The 18,558-nt window shown below is 39.9% G+C and carries 18 protein-coding genes, 1 riboswitch and 1 other annotated feature; of the genes, 15 read left to right on the forward strand and 3 right to left on the reverse strand.

Going from position 1 to position 18,558, the window contains the following annotated elements:
- Positions 1-215 precede the first annotated feature (215 nt).
- Positions 216-2,027 carry a MutS family DNA mismatch repair protein gene (locus tag K0R93_RS11490; RefSeq protein ID WP_300301362.1) on the forward strand — a complete coding sequence of 604 codons (1,812 nt, stop codon included), beginning with the start codon at positions 216-218 and terminating at the stop codon, positions 2,025-2,027.
- 126 nt (positions 2,028-2,153) lie between these two features.
- Positions 2,154-2,828: a diguanylate cyclase gene (locus K0R93_RS11495; protein ID WP_300301364.1), complete on the forward strand. Its 675-nt coding sequence runs from the start codon at positions 2,154-2,156 to the stop codon at positions 2,826-2,828.
- Between the two features lie 50 nt (positions 2,829-2,878).
- On the opposite strand, the gene K0R93_RS11500 is transcribed toward K0R93_RS11495, so the two are convergent.
- On the reverse strand, positions 2,879-3,307 hold the full coding sequence (locus tag K0R93_RS11500) for a DMT family transporter (protein WP_300301366.1): 429 nt from the start codon (positions 3,305-3,307) through the stop codon (positions 2,879-2,881).
- A gap of 382 nt (positions 3,308-3,689) precedes the next feature.
- Here K0R93_RS11500 and K0R93_RS11505 point away from each other — a divergent pair, with 382 nt between their 5' ends.
- The gene (locus K0R93_RS11505; RefSeq protein ID WP_300301369.1) at positions 3,690-4,385 is read left to right on the forward strand and encodes a zinc metallopeptidase; all 696 of its coding nucleotides are present in this window, start codon (positions 3,690-3,692) and stop codon (positions 4,383-4,385) included.
- 69 nt (positions 4,386-4,454) lie between these two features.
- Here the strand turns inward: K0R93_RS11505 and K0R93_RS11510 are convergent, their stop codons facing one another.
- The gene (locus tag K0R93_RS11510) at positions 4,455-5,198 is read right to left on the reverse strand and encodes a DUF3298 and DUF4163 domain-containing protein (RefSeq protein ID WP_300301371.1); all 744 of its coding nucleotides are present in this window, start codon (positions 5,196-5,198) and stop codon (positions 4,455-4,457) included.
- Positions 5,199-5,559: 361 nt separating this feature from the next.
- On the opposite strand from K0R93_RS11510, the gene K0R93_RS11515 reads away from it, so the two are divergent.
- On the forward strand, positions 5,560-6,105 hold the full coding sequence (locus K0R93_RS11515) for a gamma carbonic anhydrase family protein (protein WP_300301373.1): 546 nt from the start codon (positions 5,560-5,562) through the stop codon (positions 6,103-6,105).
- Between the two features lie 80 nt (positions 6,106-6,185).
- Here K0R93_RS11515 and K0R93_RS11520 read toward each other — a convergent pair whose 3' ends face one another.
- Positions 6,186-6,890 (reverse strand): SIMPL domain-containing protein, encoded by a 705-nt coding sequence (locus K0R93_RS11520; RefSeq protein ID WP_300301376.1) that lies wholly within the window; start codon positions 6,888-6,890, stop codon positions 6,186-6,188.
- A gap of 196 nt (positions 6,891-7,086) precedes the next feature.
- A riboswitch (molybdenum cofactor riboswitch) is annotated at positions 7,087-7,217 on the forward strand.
- 79 nt (positions 7,218-7,296) lie between these two features.
- Between K0R93_RS11520 and K0R93_RS11525 the strand changes: the two genes are divergently transcribed.
- From K0R93_RS11525 to K0R93_RS11575, 11 genes are all read left to right on the forward strand, one after another.
- Positions 7,297-7,998, forward strand: a complete 702-nt coding sequence (locus tag K0R93_RS11525) for an ABC transporter permease (protein ID WP_300301378.1) — start codon at positions 7,297-7,299, stop codon at positions 7,996-7,998.
- Position 7,999: 1 nt separating this feature from the next.
- Positions 8,000-8,734: an ABC transporter ATP-binding protein gene (locus tag K0R93_RS11530; RefSeq protein ID WP_300301381.1), complete on the forward strand. Its 735-nt coding sequence runs from the start codon at positions 8,000-8,002 to the stop codon at positions 8,732-8,734.
- Positions 8,735-8,985: 251 nt separating this feature from the next.
- On the forward strand, positions 8,986-9,594 hold the full coding sequence (locus K0R93_RS11535; RefSeq protein WP_300301489.1) for a redox-sensing transcriptional repressor Rex: 609 nt from the start codon (positions 8,986-8,988) through the stop codon (positions 9,592-9,594).
- A 247-nt stretch (positions 9,595-9,841) separates the two neighbouring features.
- Positions 9,842-11,098 carry an ammonium transporter gene (locus K0R93_RS11540; RefSeq protein WP_300301383.1) on the forward strand — a complete coding sequence of 419 codons (1,257 nt, stop codon included), beginning with the start codon at positions 9,842-9,844 and terminating at the stop codon, positions 11,096-11,098.
- A 53-nt stretch (positions 11,099-11,151) separates the two neighbouring features.
- Positions 11,152-11,511, forward strand: coding sequence for a P-II family nitrogen regulator (locus K0R93_RS11545; RefSeq protein WP_300301385.1), 360 nt, complete (start codon positions 11,152-11,154; stop codon positions 11,509-11,511).
- Between the two features lie 139 nt (positions 11,512-11,650).
- Positions 11,651-11,905, forward strand: a binding site (T-box leader).
- 65 nt (positions 11,906-11,970) lie between these two features.
- Positions 11,971-13,263 carry an aspartate--tRNA(Asn) ligase gene (gene aspS / locus K0R93_RS11550; protein WP_300301387.1) on the forward strand — a complete coding sequence of 431 codons (1,293 nt, stop codon included), beginning with the start codon at positions 11,971-11,973 and terminating at the stop codon, positions 13,261-13,263.
- An 11-nt stretch (positions 13,264-13,274) separates the two neighbouring features.
- Entirely contained in the window at positions 13,275-13,559 is a 285-nt protein-coding gene (gene gatC / locus K0R93_RS11555; protein ID WP_300301389.1) for an Asp-tRNA(Asn)/Glu-tRNA(Gln) amidotransferase subunit GatC, read from the forward strand.
- A gap of 10 nt (positions 13,560-13,569) precedes the next feature.
- Positions 13,570-15,045 (forward strand): Asp-tRNA(Asn)/Glu-tRNA(Gln) amidotransferase subunit GatA, encoded by a 1,476-nt coding sequence (gene gatA / locus K0R93_RS11560; RefSeq protein WP_300301391.1) that lies wholly within the window; start codon positions 13,570-13,572, stop codon positions 15,043-15,045.
- 2 nt (positions 15,046-15,047) lie between these two features.
- Positions 15,048-16,496, forward strand: a complete 1,449-nt coding sequence (gatB, locus tag K0R93_RS11565) for an Asp-tRNA(Asn)/Glu-tRNA(Gln) amidotransferase subunit GatB (protein WP_300301394.1) — start codon at positions 15,048-15,050, stop codon at positions 16,494-16,496.
- 18 nt (positions 16,497-16,514) lie between these two features.
- Complete coding sequence (gene glnA / locus K0R93_RS11570; RefSeq protein WP_300301396.1) at positions 16,515-17,840, forward strand: type I glutamate--ammonia ligase; 1,326 nt, start codon at positions 16,515-16,517, stop codon at positions 17,838-17,840.
- An 82-nt stretch (positions 17,841-17,922) separates the two neighbouring features.
- Positions 17,923-18,492, forward strand: coding sequence for an ANTAR domain-containing response regulator (locus tag K0R93_RS11575; protein WP_300301398.1), 570 nt, complete (start codon positions 17,923-17,925; stop codon positions 18,490-18,492).
- Positions 18,493-18,558: the final 66 nt, after the last annotated feature.

The raw sequence follows: 18,558 nt of genomic DNA on the forward strand, positions 1-18,558 counted from the left end.
TGCTCGGTATTCCTACAAATATTAGGCGAACACTGTTCGCCGCTACGGGTTTAACCTTAACCTCAACCTTAGCCTATGCGACATTTATGTCGCATCATTCATTTAAATACGCAATTGCATTCTCCAACGCTTTTTTATATATAAATTGAAATTATCAATAAGTGTTATAATAGAAGAATATGAAACACAACAAACTGCTGGAAGGGGCTGGAAAATTGAAAAATCCTGAGACTGCATATAAACGAAGACAACAGCATTATGCTCGGTTACATAATAGACAGGACCGCGCAGCAAATAGGATCAGTAAAATTAGATTGTTGTTTTCTCTAGCTGGTATTCTAATCAGTGGAGCTCTTGCAGGGATAAATAAGGATTCTATGGCAGCTTTGGTGCTATTTATTACTTTATGCGTATTTATTCCTTTGGTAATTTATCATAGAAGAATGAAGGTGAAAAGCAGATATTCAGAAGCCCTCAGGAAAATTAACGAAGAAGGTGTATTGCGAATAAAGGGTGACTGGCATTCATTCCTTGATAAGGGAGAGGATTTTAAAAATGAAGCCCATAACTATGGGGAAGACCTGGATGTATTTGGAGAAGTGTCATTGTTCCAATGGATTAATGCAGGAAAAACAGATTTAGGAAGGAAAAAGTTAGGGGAATATCTTTCTAATCCTAGTAAAGAACTGGAAGACATTAGAGGACGTCAAGGGGCCATCGAAGAATTATCCAAACAACTTCGATGGAGACAGCGGTTTGCAGCTGAAGCCAGATTGGCTGCTGATGATATCTTCAATCCAGAGCCTTTGTTTCAGTGGTTGAAATCACCCGATACAATTTATAGGAAAGCATGGGTGCTGGCTTTAATGTATATTTTGCCTGGACTGACACTAGTGCTTGGGTGGCTAAGCTTTGTGAGTCAGACTATTCCTTATAGTTTTTTTGTAGCTGCTATAGGGGTGCACTTGGGGATGTTAAAGATAGGAAGTAAGGAAAGAGCAGAAATATTTCAAACGGTTTATCGCTATAAAAATGATATTGGAATCTATATAGGAATGATCAGCTGGATTGAGCAACAAGAATTTCAAAGTCCTTATTTAAATAAGATAAAGACCCAGATGATGAATGAAAAAAAAGAGCTTCCATCCTCTCAGATCAAAAATTTCTTTCGGGTTGTTGAAGTATTTTCTCAACGATATAATGCTGCATTTTTTCTTATAAATCTATTGTTTTTATGGGATTATCATGGCCTATGGAAGTTAGAGCGCTGGAAAAATGATTCGGGGACATACTTACACCAATGGCTGAAGGGGATTGGCGAAATTGAAGCCCTGGCTAGTTTATCGATCATAGGATTTGAACATCCTGATTGGACTCGCCCGGAAATACTGAGGGGCGAGCCAGTACTATTCGCTGAGGCAATGGGACATCCGTTGTTGGCGCAGAAATGTATCAGAAATGATCTTAAGGTAAAAAGACCCGCCAGTGTGCTGCTGATCACTGGATCAAATATGTCGGGAAAGAGTACATTTTTAAGAAGTGCAGGGCTGAATCTTGTTCTCGCTTATGCTGGGGCACCTGTTTATGCTAAACGTTTTCAATGTGCAGTTATGGAGATTTACACCTGTATGCGAGTCCACGATGATCTAGGACAGAGCATTTCCTCTTTCTATGCTGAGCTGCTGCGAATCAGGAAAATCATAGAAGCTGTGAAGGAAGAAAAAACTGTATTTTTCTTACTGGATGAAATCTTTAAGGGAACCAATTCCCATGATCGGCATTTGGGGGCAAAGACTCTCATCAGACAGTTAATTCAAGGAAAAACCATGGGATTGGTATCAACCCATGATTTAGAGCTTGGTGAGCTAGAACAGGAAACCCAAGGCATAGTACGTAACGTTCATTTTAGGGAGTACTATGAGGAGGATCAGCTTAAATTCGATTATAAGCTGCGCCCAGGTATCTCCACCACCAGAAATGCCATGTATCTTATAAAGATGGCAGGGATAGATATTGAGAACGGATAATATTTTTAAAAACTGCTGTGATATTCAGCAGTTTTTTTGCATATATATGGTCATAAAAGTTTTTAGACAAGCCTAGAAATGATTGTCTATGGCGGATGAAAATTTGATGTGGCTGGGGGGAAAACAATGGATGAAAGATGGAGGACAATCCATAGGAAATACAAAAATAAGATTGAAGTTCTTCAACGGAAGATTTTTGAAATCCAAAAAGAAAAGGTGAAAGATCATAAAAAGATTATCGCCCTCAACAATAGAGTTAATGCATTGGAGATAGAAAACCAGAGATTGTTAGAGCTCTCTCAAAATGACAGCTTAACTGGGATACCCAATCGTAGAAGGTTGGATGCGTATTTGAACATAGAATGGCTCCGTGGGAGAAGAGAGGTCTCAAATCTATCACTGCTGATTATCGATATAGATTATTTCAAAGAATACAATGATCATTATGGACATATTGAAGGAGACCGGTGTATCATACAAGTGGGAAATACATTGAAGAAAATCCTAAAAAGACCTGGTGATTTACTTGCTAGGTACGGGGGAGATGAGTTTATAGCTGTGTTGCCCAATACAGATTCTGTTGGAGCCCTATTGATAGCCGAAGAGATGAGGCAAGGCATAGAGAATTTAGGAATCATGCATCAACACTCTATTGTCAGTGATTTTGTTAGCGTCACCATTGGCGTTTCAACAACTTTACCGAATGAACAAATGTCATCAGAGATTCTTGTTCATAGGGCTGACGCTGCACTTTATGAAGCAAAGAAAAAAGGTCGGAATCAGATCAAAGCCTTTATATAAAAGGAATAAAGCAGGATAGATCAATGTAGATTGTGAATAGGCATAGAAAGCTATCGAACAACCAGGTAAGTGCCTAACAGTAGAAATAGGATACCAAATAGCTTAAACAAATAAAAACCTTGCTGTTTGAGGATAAATGCATCTACCACTAGGCCGCTGATGAGCTGGGAAGCTACGATAATAGTAAGGGTGTTGGCTACTCCCAGCTTAGGAATTGCCTTGATGCCCATATAGACAATAAACGTTCCAAACACACCACCGATAAGCCACTGGGGCTCTACGGTGATAATCTTTTTATACTCATGGATTGTTCCTTTTAATAGATTTGCCACAAGAATTACGAGGAGACCCGTGATCAAATTATGGAGTGTCGCTATTTTAGGGGAAACGATCCGGCCTAGTTTTACGTTGATGGCAGCTTCAATGGTTGTAAAGACTCCCGCCAAAATGGCAAAGAGAATAGGAATAAATTTGCCCATAAAATAATCTCCTTTCTATTCTTTAAATGTATATGCAAAAAAACTTTTAAAGAATAGAAAAATTTCTTAGATTTTATAAAACAATCGTGTTCTGTTCTTGTATTTTTTTAGAGAATATGATATAGTGTTATTCAAATATTATATATTTTGTTAAAGGGGAGTAACTACCCGGTCTGGGAGATAAAGTCAACAATCGATAGCTTATGCTGTCTGGCTTTGTCCTTTATTTATTGAAGAAGTAAGACCTTTAACATAATTCCATCTTCATAGATGGAATTATGTTAAAGGTCTTTTATTTAGAAAGGGGTGATGAGAAGAGGATACACTTACAAACAAAAACGCTAAATACTAAATTTCAAATAAAATAATAGGAGGAAAAAATATGATACCTTTTTTTGATCCGACGTTTATATTGCTGATCCCAGCCATTATATTGGCTATGATTGCCCAGGGCAGGGTTAAGTCAGCTTACAGTAAATACTCAAGATATGGTTCGAAATACGGCATTACAGGTGCTGAATTGGCGAGCAGGCTTTTGCGAGATCAAAGGATAGGCGATGTGGTGATTGAGATGGTTTCTGGCCATATGACAGATCACTATGATCCGAGACAAAAGGTACTGAGACTTTCTAGGGACATTTATCATGGTACTTCCTTGGCAGCTTTGGGAATTGCTGCCCATGAAGTAGGGCATGCAGTTCAGCATAGTGAAGGTTATGCCATGCTAAGCTTACGAAACATGATTTTCCCTTTGGCAAGCATAGGCTCCCAAGCAGCTTTCCCACTATTGTTTCTAGGGATGATCTTAGGTTCCCAGTCTTTAGCATCCATAGGGGTATTGATATTCATGTTTGCAGTGGCATTTCAGATCATTACGCTGCCTGTTGAATACAATGCCAGCAGTAGAGCTTTAACAATGTTAGCTGATGGATCATATGTGACTGTGGAGGAAGAAAAACCGATTAAAAAAGTGCTAAATGCCGCAGCACTAACCTATGTAGCTGCCACAGCCATGGCAGTGATGCAGCTCCTAAGACTATTGATGATTTCAGGCTTCCTGGGACGGCGTGATGATTAGGCATGGTTGTAAATACAAAGGCGTCTAGAAAACTCTTCTAGGCGCTTTTGTATTTCAAAGCTACTATAGCTATCCCCTTAAAAAAATAGGTTTCAGAATATGCTGAAGGGAGGACAACGGAATTCTAAATACAGGCAGCAAAGACTCTGTGGGTGCAATTTGATGGAATCCAAAGAAAACAACCAAATAACCATTTTCAAGATAAAATGGTTGATCTTCGGCGATGCCTTTGAACTGTTCGATGGTGCCGGGGAAATATTTGCTGCTGTCGGCTTGAAGTTGTTGTCTGACCTGACGGTTGACCGCTTCTTTATAGTTGGCCCCTTCTTGGAATAAGTCTGAAATAGATAAGGATTTTCCTGTTAGAATGTTATAATTATAGGGTACTTTTATATAGGAATGCCTTCCTCGGATGAACTGGTGGTATAAGATGTTCATGCTGAGGATGGATGCCTTGTTATAGGGGATGGAATATATATTAGACGCGATGAATGGAACAAAAGGTTTTCCTTGTTCTTTGGCTAACTTTGCGTAAATATTTGCTTCTTCTTCCATTTCTCTTTTAAATTCCAGTAGGTCATCTTCAACCTGTTTGTTTATGTTGTTTTGAATTTGAGTATTGGCTATACCCTGTATTACGGGAATTTTTAATTCAGTGGTAATAACAGATGTACGGTTGTTAACCGCTTTTGTGGAGATGGTTATAGGATTTTCTGGAACATCACTGCGATAAAGCGTAGGATTCGTTTCAGCAATATGAAATGCCATGCATAAAGGATAACCATAACATTGATATCGGCAAGGCCACGACATTGTACTCCCCCTTTTCTTTGATAAGGTCGAAATGCTACGTAGAAAAATTTTACTATCTATAACAATATTATGTATGATAGTCTATATAGGTTCTTTCGATGGTGTGAGGGTACATAGATAATTTATCCGATGGCTAACAACTCTAAGACTCCCGCTTGCACCCTGTGTAAGCGATGATAATAAATCAAAGATTTATGATCCCTGCTTATACAAGCGGGAGACAAGAGTTGTACAGCCCCTGGATAACACGACTTGGCGTTCAGGTGGAGATACAAACTCCATCTGAACTGAGTCTTAGTTGATGATTCGGGTAGAATAAGATTAAGTAAATGATTATCAGATGAAGGGAGAAAAAAGAGATATGATCAAAGAATTTGAAGGGATTTATCCTGACTTAGATGAGAAAACTTTTATAGCTGAGGGTGTCCAGGTGATTGGGGCGGTAAAAATGAAAGAATTCAGCAGTATTTGGTTCAACACGGTGGTAAGGGGAGATGTGAATCATATTGAAATTGGAAACTATACCAATGTGCAAGACAATAGTGTTGTTCATGTGGCGGATGACCATCCCACCATCATAGGAGATTATGTTACGATTGGGCATAATGCAGTCATTCATGGTTGTACCATCGAAGATCATTGTTTGATTGGTATGGGTGCTATCATATTGAATGGTGCCGTGGTTGGAAAGGGAAGTATTGTGGCAGCTGGTGCATTGGTCAGAGAAAACCAGGTGATTCCTCCAAATTCCATGGTCGTAGGTATGCCGGGAAAAGTAATAAGGACCATAGAAAGCCTAGAGAGTATCCATGCCCAAGCCTTAAAATATAAGACCCTATGGACAGAACGCTATGGTATCATTCCCAATGCGGGAGGCGAGCGATACCAAGGCGAGAAGATTGTTTAGAAAAATAACAAATAGAAAGATGCAGCGGTTTTATACCGTTGCATTTTTCTATTTGTAAGTGATTCATAAGAAGCGTAATGTCAATGATTGAGGGGGCGATAGGCAAAAGTGGCAATAATTCTTGCGGAAACATTTATTTGTCCTGGTTGTATAGGGACAGCACTTTCGGCTGTCTTGAAAAGCTGGCGATCATCAAATAAAATAGGTGAATTGGATTCTTCTACAACGTGAACGGGCGTCTCTGAAACTATTGCTCGGATACTTTGCCCGATGACATGTGCCTTACTTACAGCATCACGAATTGCCATGGTAAGGGCCTGCTTATAGTATTTTGATGGATCAGCGGTGGAGAAAGCAATGTTGTTGATGATGTTCACACCATTGGCTACAGCTTGATCAATGATCGTTCCGATCCTGTCTAAGCTGCGGATCGTGACCAAAAGCATGTGGATAACACGATAGTTTCTAAATATCTGACGTCCTTCCACATAGTCATATTGAGGGTCTATGGTATAGGATTGGGTTTGAATATCTTTCTGGGGAATACCAGAAGATAGTAAGCCTTGTATTACCCTATTTATTATTTGCGTATTTCTTTCTTGTGCCACGCTAAGGTCCTGATCTTCAGTGGACACCCCAAGAGAAACAGAGGCCATATCTGGAGTTATCTTAACATCTGCACTCCCAGATACCTTAAGATGTTGAGGAATCTGGCAGAACATGGGGAGAATAGCGAGAGAAGGGTTAGGGTAAGGATTATTTGGCGTAACAGGAATAGATACCATGAGCTTCATCCTTTCTTATAAAATGTTGCATAGTTTATCATATGTTCGTATCAATGAAATGGAAGCAATTCCAACAGGATATAATGTTTAAGAATATATAGAAGATTTATAAAACAATATTTACTTTGATAGGGGAAATCAATATAATAATAACTAGGCATGTACGATCATTTAAATGCTCAAACAAGAATTTAATACGGAGAATATTTTCCGAGTTATATCTTCTAAAGATTCTTCTATGAAGCTATAACCTGTGGTTTGACCAGAGGGTTTTGTGAGAAATTTCGAAGCCTCCCATGTTAGGAAAGGAAAATACTGTAAAAAGAGTGTACGCGACTATACTGTTTTGAGTAGAACAATCCTTTTAGGATTGTTTTTATTTATATATTCATATAGGAGGAAGAGCATGGCATATTTTCAAGAAGCATTTATAATGGCAATAAAAAATCTTTTATCCTTTGATCCTGAACTATATGGAATCGTATTTCTTTCGTTGAAAATATCGACGATAGCTGTTATACTCAGTGCACTAGTGGGCATACCAGTAGGTGCCGTCATCGCATTAAAGGAATTTAAGGGGAAAAATGTATTGATTAATATGATTAATACCCTTATGGGCATTCCCCCGGTGGTGGTGGGTCTTGTTGTGTACATACTTCTATCGAACCAGTTCGGGATATTTGGGGATTTAAGGCTATTGTTTACCCAAACAGCCATGGTGATGGCCCAAACTATGTTGGCTACACCTATTATTATGGGGCTTACCATCGTTGCACTCCATGGTTTAGATCCTTTACTGCGAAAGACAGCCATTAGCTTAGGAGCCAGTCGTTATCAACTGGTATGGATTCTAATCAGGGAAGCCCGTTATTCCATTGGATCATCTATTATCGTTGCTTTTGGCAGATTGTTGGCTGAAGTAGGTGCAGTAATGATGGTGGGGGGGAATATACGGTATCAGACAAGGGTCATGACAACAGCCATCGCCCTGCAGAAAGGCATGGGTGAATTTCAAGAAGCCCTTGCCCTAGGAATTATTTTATTAATTCTGTCGCTGTTTATCACTACAGGTATAGATATGATCCGCCGGGGAAAGGTGTGGTTGTAATATGGAGAATATTTTCAAGATCAATAACTTATCAAAAGCGTTCAAAGGGAAAAAAGTATTGTGTATTGATGAGCTCAATATTCCCCGGGGTTTGATTACGGCAATCATAGGGCCTAGTGGTGCAGGGAAGAGTACCTTATTATCTATACTGAATGGACTTGTACCTCCCGATGAGGGAAAGATCTTTTTTGAGGATCAGAATATTATAGGTTCTATGAGACATGGGGATCATAATCGAAGATCTATGGCCATGGTATTTCAACATGCAGTCATGTTTCATGGAACTGTTTTCGATAACATTGCCTATGGACTTAAGATTCGTAAGACACCTGAGGATCAGATCAAGAAACGTGTAGATGAAATTTTAGCGTTGATTGGTTTAAATGAAATTGCCCTCCAAAGGGCAGAGACCATTTCTGGTGGAGAAGCCCAAAGAATTGCTTTAGCTAGAGCCATGGTGTTTCAACCAAAGGTGCTACTTTTAGATGAACCCACAGCCAATCTAGATCCAGCGAATGTGAGCCAAATCGAAAAACTGATTGTACACGCAAAGAGAGAATATGGAACCACCGTTGTTCTTGTAACCCATAATATGTTTCAGGCCAAAAGGTTGGCAGATTATACAGTATTTATGATGAATGGCAGCATCATAGAGTGCGGAAACCATGAAAGGATTTTTGAGAATCCAAACGATACGAAGACCCGATTATTCATTTCAGGAGAAATGATTTATTAATAAAAAGAATATGTGAAATTGAATCCATCAGTCATAAAAATTTAGTATAAATATTTGCTGTATAGACCATGAAGGATCAAAGATATGATTGATAAAGGAAAAATTTGACTGGGGCCTTTTTAATGAAATATAATAATAAACAAAGGGCGAAAGAATAAACTGCCTATATGGGCTGTATACGGCTAGAAGGCAAACGTTAAAATACAACTGAGGGAGTGATATAGGTGTTAAAACCCAGTAGTGGAATTTCTATGGCGCTAATCAGGAGACTACCCAAATATCATAGGTATTTGGCGGAGTTCTTAGCTGAAGGTGTTACCATTATATCTTCAAAAGAACTAAGTAAAGTCATGGGCTTTACGGCTTCTCAGATCAGGCAGGATTTTAACACCTTTGGAGAGTTTGGACAGCAGGGATATGGATATAATGTGGAAGTGCTCTATCATGAAATCAGCAAAATTATTGGATTGGATAAGACATATAGTACAGTGATTATTGGTGCAGGGAATTTAGGACAAGCGATTGCGAACTATACAAGTTTGAAGGAGTCGAGATTTATTCCCAAAGGGATGTTTGATATAAACCCAAAGATGATTGGTTTGAAAATTGGAGACATTGAAATAAAAGATATGGATGATTTGGAGTGTTTTGTTGAAAATAATCAAATTGATATTGGCATCATATGTACGCCGGGATCAAGTGCCCAAGATGTAGCGGATAGACTTGTAAGAGCCGGTATTAAAGGCATTTGGAATTTTGCGCCAGTGGACTTAAAAATACCAAATCATGTGGTGGTAGAAAATGTCCATGTCAGTGAAAGTTTATTTGCATTATCCTTCTTAATGAAGAGCAATAAGTAGTCAGGCTTAGCGGTTTTGAATAAGAAAATAGAAAAAAATAAAAATTCAAAAAACATGTTGCAAAAATATAAAAAATATATTATGATTATTCCTATATTAAAAAATGCATAGTAATACGTAGGCAACGACGTCTACAATCAAGGGATATAGAATTCCTTGTTTGTTGACGTCTTTTTTCTTTTTTGATGTACAGCTGGCATCATGATGAAAAAAGGTAAAAGGAAAAATAGAGAAGGAGGAGTTATTCATGGATTATGGGATGGCAATTGACACAATGTGGGTATTGGTAGCAACAGCGTTGGTATTTTTTATGCAAGCAGGCTTTGCAATGGTAGAAACTGGGTTTACAAGGGCAAAAAATGCAGGGAATATCATCATGAAGAATATGATGGATTTTGCAGTGGGATCAGTCGTCTTCTGGGTGTTTGGATTTGGTATTATGTTTGGAACCGATATAGGCGGCTATATTGGGAAAGTGGATCTTTTTTCCTTGAGTTCCTTTGAACATTTGGGATTAGGTATACCCAAAGAAGCATTTTTAATTTTTCAAACGGTATTCTGTGCCACGGCAGCAACGATTGTGTCCGGTGCCATGGCAGAAAGAACAAAGTTTAGCTCTTATCTCATTTATAGTTTGGTCATTAGTGCAGTGATTTATCCCATCGTCGGCCATTGGATATGGGGAGGTGGTTGGTTGGCACAGCTTGGGTTCCATGATTTTGCTGGTTCTACCGTGGTTCACTCCCTGGGGGGCTGGGCAGCCCTCATGGGTGCGTGGATTATTGGACCACGTTTGGGCAAGTTTACAAGTGATGGAAAACCTAAAGTAATCAAGGGGCACAGTCTCACCCTAGGCGCTCTCGGTGTATTTATACTATGGTTTGGATGGTTTGGTTTTAATCCTGGGTCAACGTTGGCTGGAACAAGTACAGAGGCTGTTTCTCATATATTTGTGACCACAAACCTGGCAGCAGCAGCAGGGGCTATTGCATCTATGATTCTCTCTTGGGTTCGTTACAATAAGCCCGATGTGAGTATGACATTAAACGGCGCACTAGGCGGCCTGGTAGGAATCACTGCCGGTACAGATATTGTGAGTCCAAGCGGTGCTGCTGTCATAGGTATCATCTCTGGTATCGTCGTTGTATTGGCTATAGAGTTTATTGAGAATGTAATGAAAATTGATGATCCAGTAGGTGCCATAAGCGTCCATGGTGTCTGTGGTGCTTTAGGTACCCTGTTGGTTGGTATCTTTGCCACCGATGGAGGGTTGTTCTATGGGGGTGGAACAAAACTACTGTTTGTTCAGCTGCTTGGGGTAGGTGCCGTGGCGCTCTGGACCAATGTTACCGCATATTATCTATTCAAGGCCATAGATAAAACGGTGGGTTTACGTGTAAGCAGTGAAGAGGAAGAGGAAGGACTGGATAAGAAAGAGCATGGGACAGAAAGCTACGCTGACTTCCAACCAAGGGTTATTTACTTAAATAGCGATCAAATTTAAAGATCCAGCTAACCATAAAAGTTTATAAATATCCATTGATAAGGAGGATGAGTATGGATAAAATTACCAAGGTGGATATTATCACCAGACCGAACAAGTTCGAGGAATTGAAGGATGCCCTCAATAAAATTGGCGTCATGGGGATGACTGTCAGTAATGTGATGGGATGTGGTGTTCAAAAAGGCCAGACTGGAAATTACCGAGGCGTTACCTATACACCAGAATTGCTGCCCAAGATTAAGGTAGAAACAGTAATCTGTGAAGTACCCGTAGCATTGGTGGTAGAAACAGCAAAAAAAGTGTTGTATACAGGCAAAATTGGTGATGGAAAAATATTCATTTATGAGATTGCCAATGTGGTACGAATTCGAAATGGAGATGAAGGAAAAGTTGCTTTAAACAATCAACCTTAGGATAGAACAAGAGGTATAAAAAGAAGGAAGAATGGAAATAGTAACATAAATAAAAAATGATGTGTATAAAAATTAATTTTTTTCATAGAAAGTATTGACAAAAAAAGAGAATAGGCGTAAAATTCATAAAAAAGAGAAAATAAAGACGATGATGAGAAGAGTAAACCTAGGAAGTAGTTTCAGCGAGTTGGTGATAGTGAGAGACCAATACGATACCTATGTCGAAGAACAGCTCGGAGTTGCTAACCGAAATTCATTGGGAAAGTAGGCTTAGACGGAGCCAAACCGTTATAGATTGGACAGTATCGATTTATAGATAATATTTCCGTACTGATAAAGTGAGCCGTATAGCTAATTTGGGTGGTACCGCGGAAGCAAGCCTTTCGTCCCTGTTTTACAGGGATGATGGGCTTTTATTTATTTTTTTGGAAAATAACAATGAGAAAGGAGAACGAAAATATGCAAAGAGTATGGATTCGGGAATTGGCAGAGATGAAAACGCAAGAGGTATTGTTAAAGGGTTGGATATACAAAATGAAAAGCTTTGGAAAATTTGCTTTTGTTTTTTTAAGAGACAAAACGGGGATTGTCCAGTTGGTCGTAGAAGATGAGGAACTGCTGAAGGCGTTAAAACTGGAAATGTCTGTAACAGTGGAAGGTACTGTGTTTAAGAATGATAGGGCGCCAGAAGGGGTTGAGGTTCGGGTAAAAACCCTGGAGATTTTAGGAAAAACCTATTATGAACTTTTGCCATTCAGTATCAATCAAAGGGATATCAGTGCATCCCTAGAAACACAATTAGATCATCGAACCATAGGGCTGCGTAGGCCAGACCGAAGGGCTGTATTTAAAATTCAGGGGGAGATTGTAGAAGCATTTCGTACGTACCTGAGAGGCTATGGATTCTCGGAAATCCATACACCGAAGATTGTGGCTTCAGGAACTGAAGGGGGGTCAGAACTGTTCACTGTAAACTATTTCGAAACCAGAGCTTTCCTGGCCCAGAGTCCTCAATTTTATAAGCAGATGATGGTTGGGGCAGGTTTTGAGTCAGTTTTCGAAGTAGGGCATGCCTACAGGGCGGAGCTTCATAATACGTGGAGACATCTAAACGAGTATGTGAGCTTAGATATAGAGATGGGATTTATACAAGATGAACATGACTTGATGGATTTAGAAGAAGGTTTCATGAGATTCTTGTTTCAGCATTTAAATATGACATGTGGAAAGGAACTGGAGATGTTTGGGATTGTATTATCTGAAATTCCTGAAATACCTAGGATTCCATTGGGAGAGGTACAAAGAATATTATTAGAGGACTATGACAAAAAGTCACCTGTGGGGAACATTGATGCAGAAGGGGAGATATTGTTTTCAAAATATGTAAAGGAAAATTATCAAAGTGATTTTGTTTTTATTACGAAATACCCTGCTGCCAAGAGACCAATGTATGCTATGCCTGATGATCAAATGGAGGGTATGACCAAGAGCTTTGACCTGATCTATAAGGGATTGGAAATCACCACAGGTGGCCAGAGAATTCATGATTATGAGATGCTAAAACAAAATATTATCAAATTCGGTGCAAACCCAGATGATTTTGATTTTTATCTAGATAGCTTCAAATATGGCATGCCACCCCATGGAGGATTTGCCATCGGATTAGAAAGAATCACCATGAAGATTTTAGACTTAGAGAACATTCGAGAGTCCACACTATTCCCAAGAGATTTAAACAGAATTGTACCCTAGGAGGATTAAAAATGAAGATAACCACAGAAACCATTAACTACATCGCCAAGCTGGCAAAGTTGAGATTTAATGAGGATGAGGCAGAAACTTTTGCCAAGGAATTTGAGGGGATTCTAGATCATTTTCAAAATCTAGACAAGGAAGATCTAAGTATGGAAGGGTTAGCCGCAGCAAAAGAAGGGAAGTCCATTCTAAGAAAAGATGAGATAAAACCCTTTGAGAATAAGGAAGAATTGTTTCAAAATGCAAAAGGGATGAGAGAAAGTTATCTGTCCATTCCAAAGGTTATAGAATAGGGGTGACACCATGAAAATAGAAGAGCTAACCATCGAGGAGATTCAAAAAGCTTATCAAGAAAAGCGATTTACTGTGACGGAGATCGTTCAAGGTTATTTGGATCGTATCAACAAATTAGATCCTCAAATTGGGGCATTTATCACGCTATGTAAAGAATCGGCATTGAAGGAAGCTGAAGCTATAGACAAAAAACTAGCGAATGGGGAAGACATCGGCATGCTGGGGGGAATTCCAGTAGCTATAAAGGATAACATCTGTACCCGAGGGATTAAGACTACCTGTGCATCAAAAATCTTAGAAGATTTTATTCCTCCTTACGATGCCACAGTGGTGCAAAGACTAAAGGATGCTGGCGCAATTATCATAGGAAAAACCAATATGGATGAATTTGCCATGGGATCTTCTACGGAGAACTCAGCATTCCAAAAAACGAAGAACCCTTGGCATCTAGATAAAGTTCCAGGTGGTTCGTCGGGGGGCTCCGCAGCGGCAGTGGCAGCAGGTTTTGCCCCACTAACCATCGGATCAGATACCGGTGGCTCCATCAGACAGCCCGCTGCGTTTTGTGGTGCAGTTGGATTAAAGCCTACCTATGGATTGGTTTCAAGATATGGGTTGGTTGCCTTTGCATCCTCCTTGGATCAAGTTGGTCCTTTTACACGAACAGTAAAGGATTGTGCCATAAGCCTTCAAACAATCCAAGGTCATGACCCTCTGGATACCACCAGTATTCAAAGGGAGCCGGAAAAGGATTATATTTCAGATCTGCATAAGGGTGTGAAAGGTCTGCGTATAGGTATTCCGAAGGAGTGTTTTAAGGAAGGTCTGGACCCAGAGATTCGCTCTGCTATTGAAAAAGCAGTGAGGCAATTAGAAGAAGATGGTGCTGTTGTGGAGGAATTTTCTTTGCCCATTATGGATTCAGGGCTTTCTGCTTACTATATCATATCTTCTGCAGAAGCCAGTGCCAACCTTGCCAGATACGATGGTGTACGATATGGTTATCGGGCAGAAAACTTTACTGGCATTGAAGAATTAATGGAAAATACGAGAACTGAAGGTTTTGGCAAAGAGGTAAAGAGAAGGATCATGCTGGGAACCTACGTACTCTCCTCCGGCTATTATGATGCTTACTATAAAAAAGCCATGATGCTTCGTCAAAAGATACAAAAAGTAATGAAACAGGCATTTGAGGCTTATGATATTATTTTAACGCCCACATCGCCAGTATTGCCGTTTTCCATAGGAGAAAAGACTGCTGATCCCATGGAGATGTATTTAGCAGATATTTATACGGTGAACATCAACATTGCAGGGGTACCGGCTATATCCATTCCATGCGGCTTCAGTAAAGAAAAGCTACCCATTGGATTACAGTTGATCGGTGATCATTATACAGAAAAGAAGCTGCTGCAAGCGGCTTACAGCTTAGAACAAGGGCTAGGGGTTTATCATGAAACAGCATTCTTAAAGGAGGCAGAATAGACATGTTTGAAACGATTATAGGACTAGAAATCCATGTGGAATTAAAAACAAAATCAAAAATATTCTGCGGATGCTCCACGGGATTTGGTGCTCCACCCAATGAAAATACATGTCCCATCTGTACAGGATTGCCTGGCACACTGCCTGTGCTAAATGAAGAAGTTGTAAATCTTGCTATGCGTGCAGGCAGTGCTTTAAATTGCCAAATCAATCATGTAAACAAGTTCGACCGAAAGAATTATTTCTACCCGGATTTGCCCAAGGCATATCAGATTTCTCAATTTGATTTGCCCATCTGCGAAAAAGGATTTGTAGATATCAAATTGGATGACAGGGAAAAACGGGTGGGGATTACAAGAATTCATCTAGAAGAAGATGCGGGGAAGCTGATACATTTAGAAGATGCCCCTGTTACACTCATCGATTATAATCGAACCGGCATACCCTTGATAGAGATTGTTACGGAGCCAGATATGCGGTCTGCTGAAGAGGCCGTTACCTTTCTAAAAGAATTGAGAGCCATGTTGGAGTATGTTGAAGTTTCAGACTGCAAGATGGAACAAGGCTCTATGAGATGTGATGCCAATATTTCCATCCGGCCATTAGGACAGCAGGCGTTGAATACAAAGGTGGAGATCAAGAACATGAACTCCTTTAAGGAGATACTAAAGGCTATTCAGAAAGAAGAGAAACGTCAAAGAGAACTATATACCTTTGGAGAGGCCTACAAGATTAAGCAGGAAACAAGAAAGTGGGACAGTGCCAAGGGCAAGACAGTACCTATGCGGTCAAAAGAAGATGCCCATGACTATCGTTATTTTCCAGAACCCGACCTGCTGCCGGTATTCATCCAGGAAGAGGATATCGTGAAGGTAAAAGAAAGCCTTCCAGAACTTCCAACTCAAAAAAAGACCAGATTTGCAGAAACCTACGGATTGAGTGAAAAAGAAATTGATATCCTTACAGGTAGAAAGATGTTGGCAGACTACTTTGAAGCGGTAATAGCTGAAGGGGTTCCGCCAAAAGAAGCATCAAATTGGATTCTTGTTGAAATCCTAAGACTACTGAAAGATGAAGAAGGGGATGAGATTCCTATAAAGGCAGTACATCTGGGAGATTTGATTAAAATGATCGAAGCGGGTAAGATCAGCCGTACTGCAGGTAAGGAAGTATTCGAGGCGTTAGCCATCACCCATAAAAGTCCTACAGAAATTGTGGAGGAAAAGGGATTAGCCCAGATTAGCGGAACAGATGAATTAGAATCAGCAGTTAAAGAGATACTTGATTATAATCAGCAGGCCATCGATGACTTTAAAAATGGAAAATCTCAGGCAGTAGGATTTCTCATGGGGCAGATCATGAAAGCTACAAAGGGAAAAGCGAATCCAAAGACAGCAAAAGAGATTCTAGAAAAGATGTTGGTGAATCTATATGTAAAGTCGAATATGTAAAGCGGGGAGGTTTATTGTATGGACCCAAAAATTGCCCTCATGGAAAGGGCGAAAGAAATGGAAGTAGAATTCATTCATCTACAGTTCACAGATATTCTAGGCGTTATGAAAAATGTAGCCATTACCATTGAACAATTAGAAAAAGCATTAAACAATGAGATTATGTTTGATGGTTCATCCATAGATGGATTTGTTAGAATCGAAGAATCTGACATGTATTTACGGCCGGATTTATCCACTTTTGTCGTTCTCCCTTGGACCAACTATCCAAGGGAAGCAAGATTGATCTGTGACATATACAAAGCAGATGAGACACCTTTTGAAGGATGCCCAAGAAATACCTTGAAGAAAGTACTGAAAGAGGCTGCGGATATGGGATACATCATGAATGTGGGACCTGAATGCGAGTTTTTCTTGTTCCATACCGATGAAAAGGGGCAGCCTTCTTTGGAAACCCATGACAACGCTGGTTATTTTGATTTGGCACCCATTGACTTAGGCGGGAATGCCCGCAAGGATATGACCATGACCTTAAAGGAGATGGGATTTGAAATCGAAGCATCCCATCACGAGGTGGCACCAGGTCAACATGAAATTGATTTCAAGTATGCCGATGCATTGACTACTGCTGATAATATTATGACCTTTAAGATGGTAGTAAGGCTCATTGCCCAGAGACATGGCCTTCATGCCACCTTTATGCCGAAGCCAAAGTTTGGTGTCAGCGGATCAGGTATGCATATCAATATGTCCTTAGAAACCTTGGATGGTAAGAATGCTTTCTATGATGAAGGGGATGAGATGAAGCTGTCCCAGGTGGCCTATCATTTTCTTGGAGGGGTCATGGAACATGCCAAAGGGTTTACAGCCATCACCAATCCTACGGTGAATTCTTATAAGCGATTGGTACCAGGCTATGAAGCCCCTATATTGATTGCTTGGTCTGCCAGCAATCGAAGTCCGCTGATTAGGATACCTGCAAAGAAGGAAAATTCTACGCGAATTGAACTCAGGAGTCCAGATCCATCTGCCAATCCTTACTTGGCCCTGGCTGCTATTTTAAAGGCAGGTCTTGATGGGATTAAAAACAAAATTGATCCCCCAACACCTGTTACAAGTAATGTTTATCACATGGAAGAGCAGGAGATGAAGGAAAAAGGTATTGAATATCTACCTGGAAATATTTATGAGGCGGTACAATTTCTTTCCCAAGATGAGGTCATCAAAGAAGCCCTTGGAGAGCATACTTATGAGAAATTTGTAGATGCCGTCCTATACGAATGGACAGAATACTCCCGGTATGTTTCTCAATGGGAATTGGATCGATACCTGAGAAAGTTTTAGATGATTGCTGTAGGGAACAGGCATGTCTGTTCTGCATAGAGATAGAGAAAATTGCCATAGCTTGCTGTTTGGGGTGGGTGAGATGAATAGTTATAGTATATTGGTTGCGGATAGCAGCGAGACATCAAGGAAAAAACTATGTGAGCTGTTAACGATAAAGGGATATAAACTGTTTCAAGCAACAGATGGAGCGGGGGCTATAAGGATTTCCAGGAGCATTTTTCCAGATCTAGTGATTATGGATGTGAACCTTTGGGGAATTCAGGCCTATGAGGCAGGGCGGGTCATAGAAGAGGATCGGCTTTCTACAGTACTATTTATCACGAATCATGCCAGTAAGGGATTTTATGAAAAGCTGCAAGTGATGAACGTTTATGCCTACATTATGAAGCCCATTCAACAGGAACAGCTGCATCAAACCGTAGAATTTACCATTCGAAATGCGAGAAAAATTCGCTCTTTAGAGAAAAAAGTAGCCATATTAGAACATAGCCTGGAAAGTAGAAAAAAGATAGACCGGGCGAAGGGCATTTTGATGGAAAAGTTTAAAATTCCAGAGGATGAAGCTTATAATATATTGAGAAAGCAGAGCATGGACCATTGTATCTCCATGGATAAGATGGCAGAAAAAATTATTACCATCAATAAATAAACATATTTTTACAAAAGTAAACTATACAGCACAAAGAAAAGAGGAATAAGGTAAAAAACGTCGAAA

The sequence above is a fragment of the Anaerosolibacter sp. genome, assembly GCF_029240175.1.
Taxonomy (GTDB): Bacteria; Bacillota; Clostridia; order Peptostreptococcales; family Thermotaleaceae; genus Anaerosolibacter.

What these genes read in the sequence shown, in the direction of transcription:
- K0R93_RS11495 (WP_300301364.1), top strand. Translation starts at nt 2,154, where the DNA reads ATGGATGAAAGATGGAGGACAATCCATAGGAAATACAAAAATAAGATT.
- K0R93_RS11500 (WP_300301366.1), bottom strand. Translation starts at nt 3,307, where the DNA reads ATGGGCAAATTTATTCCTATTCTCTTTGCCATTTTGGCGGGAGTCTTT.
- K0R93_RS11505 (WP_300301369.1), top strand. Translation starts at nt 3,690, where the DNA reads ATGATACCTTTTTTTGATCCGACGTTTATATTGCTGATCCCAGCCATT.
- K0R93_RS11510 (WP_300301371.1), bottom strand. Translation starts at nt 5,198, where the DNA reads ATGTCGTGGCCTTGCCGATATCAATGTTATGGTTATCCTTTATGCATG.
- K0R93_RS11515 (WP_300301373.1), top strand. Translation starts at nt 5,560, where the DNA reads ATGATCAAAGAATTTGAAGGGATTTATCCTGACTTAGATGAGAAAACT.
- K0R93_RS11520 (WP_300301376.1), bottom strand. Translation starts at nt 6,890, where the DNA reads ATGGTATCTATTCCTGTTACGCCAAATAATCCTTACCCTAACCCTTCT.
- K0R93_RS11525 (WP_300301378.1), top strand. Translation starts at nt 7,297, where the DNA reads ATGGCATATTTTCAAGAAGCATTTATAATGGCAATAAAAAATCTTTTA.
- K0R93_RS11530 (WP_300301381.1), top strand. Translation starts at nt 8,000, where the DNA reads ATGGAGAATATTTTCAAGATCAATAACTTATCAAAAGCGTTCAAAGGG.
- K0R93_RS11535 (WP_300301489.1), top strand. Translation starts at nt 8,986, where the DNA reads ATGGCGCTAATCAGGAGACTACCCAAATATCATAGGTATTTGGCGGAG.
- K0R93_RS11540 (WP_300301383.1), top strand. Translation starts at nt 9,842, where the DNA reads ATGGATTATGGGATGGCAATTGACACAATGTGGGTATTGGTAGCAACA.
- K0R93_RS11545 (WP_300301385.1), top strand. Translation starts at nt 11,152, where the DNA reads ATGGATAAAATTACCAAGGTGGATATTATCACCAGACCGAACAAGTTC.
- aspS (WP_300301387.1), top strand. Translation starts at nt 11,971, where the DNA reads ATGCAAAGAGTATGGATTCGGGAATTGGCAGAGATGAAAACGCAAGAG.
- gatC (WP_300301389.1), top strand. Translation starts at nt 13,275, where the DNA reads ATGAAGATAACCACAGAAACCATTAACTACATCGCCAAGCTGGCAAAG.
- gatA (WP_300301391.1), top strand. Translation starts at nt 13,570, where the DNA reads ATGAAAATAGAAGAGCTAACCATCGAGGAGATTCAAAAAGCTTATCAA.
- gatB (WP_300301394.1), top strand. Translation starts at nt 15,048, where the DNA reads ATGTTTGAAACGATTATAGGACTAGAAATCCATGTGGAATTAAAAACA.
- glnA (WP_300301396.1), top strand. Translation starts at nt 16,515, where the DNA reads ATGGACCCAAAAATTGCCCTCATGGAAAGGGCGAAAGAAATGGAAGTA.
- K0R93_RS11575 (WP_300301398.1), top strand. Translation starts at nt 17,923, where the DNA reads ATGAATAGTTATAGTATATTGGTTGCGGATAGCAGCGAGACATCAAGG.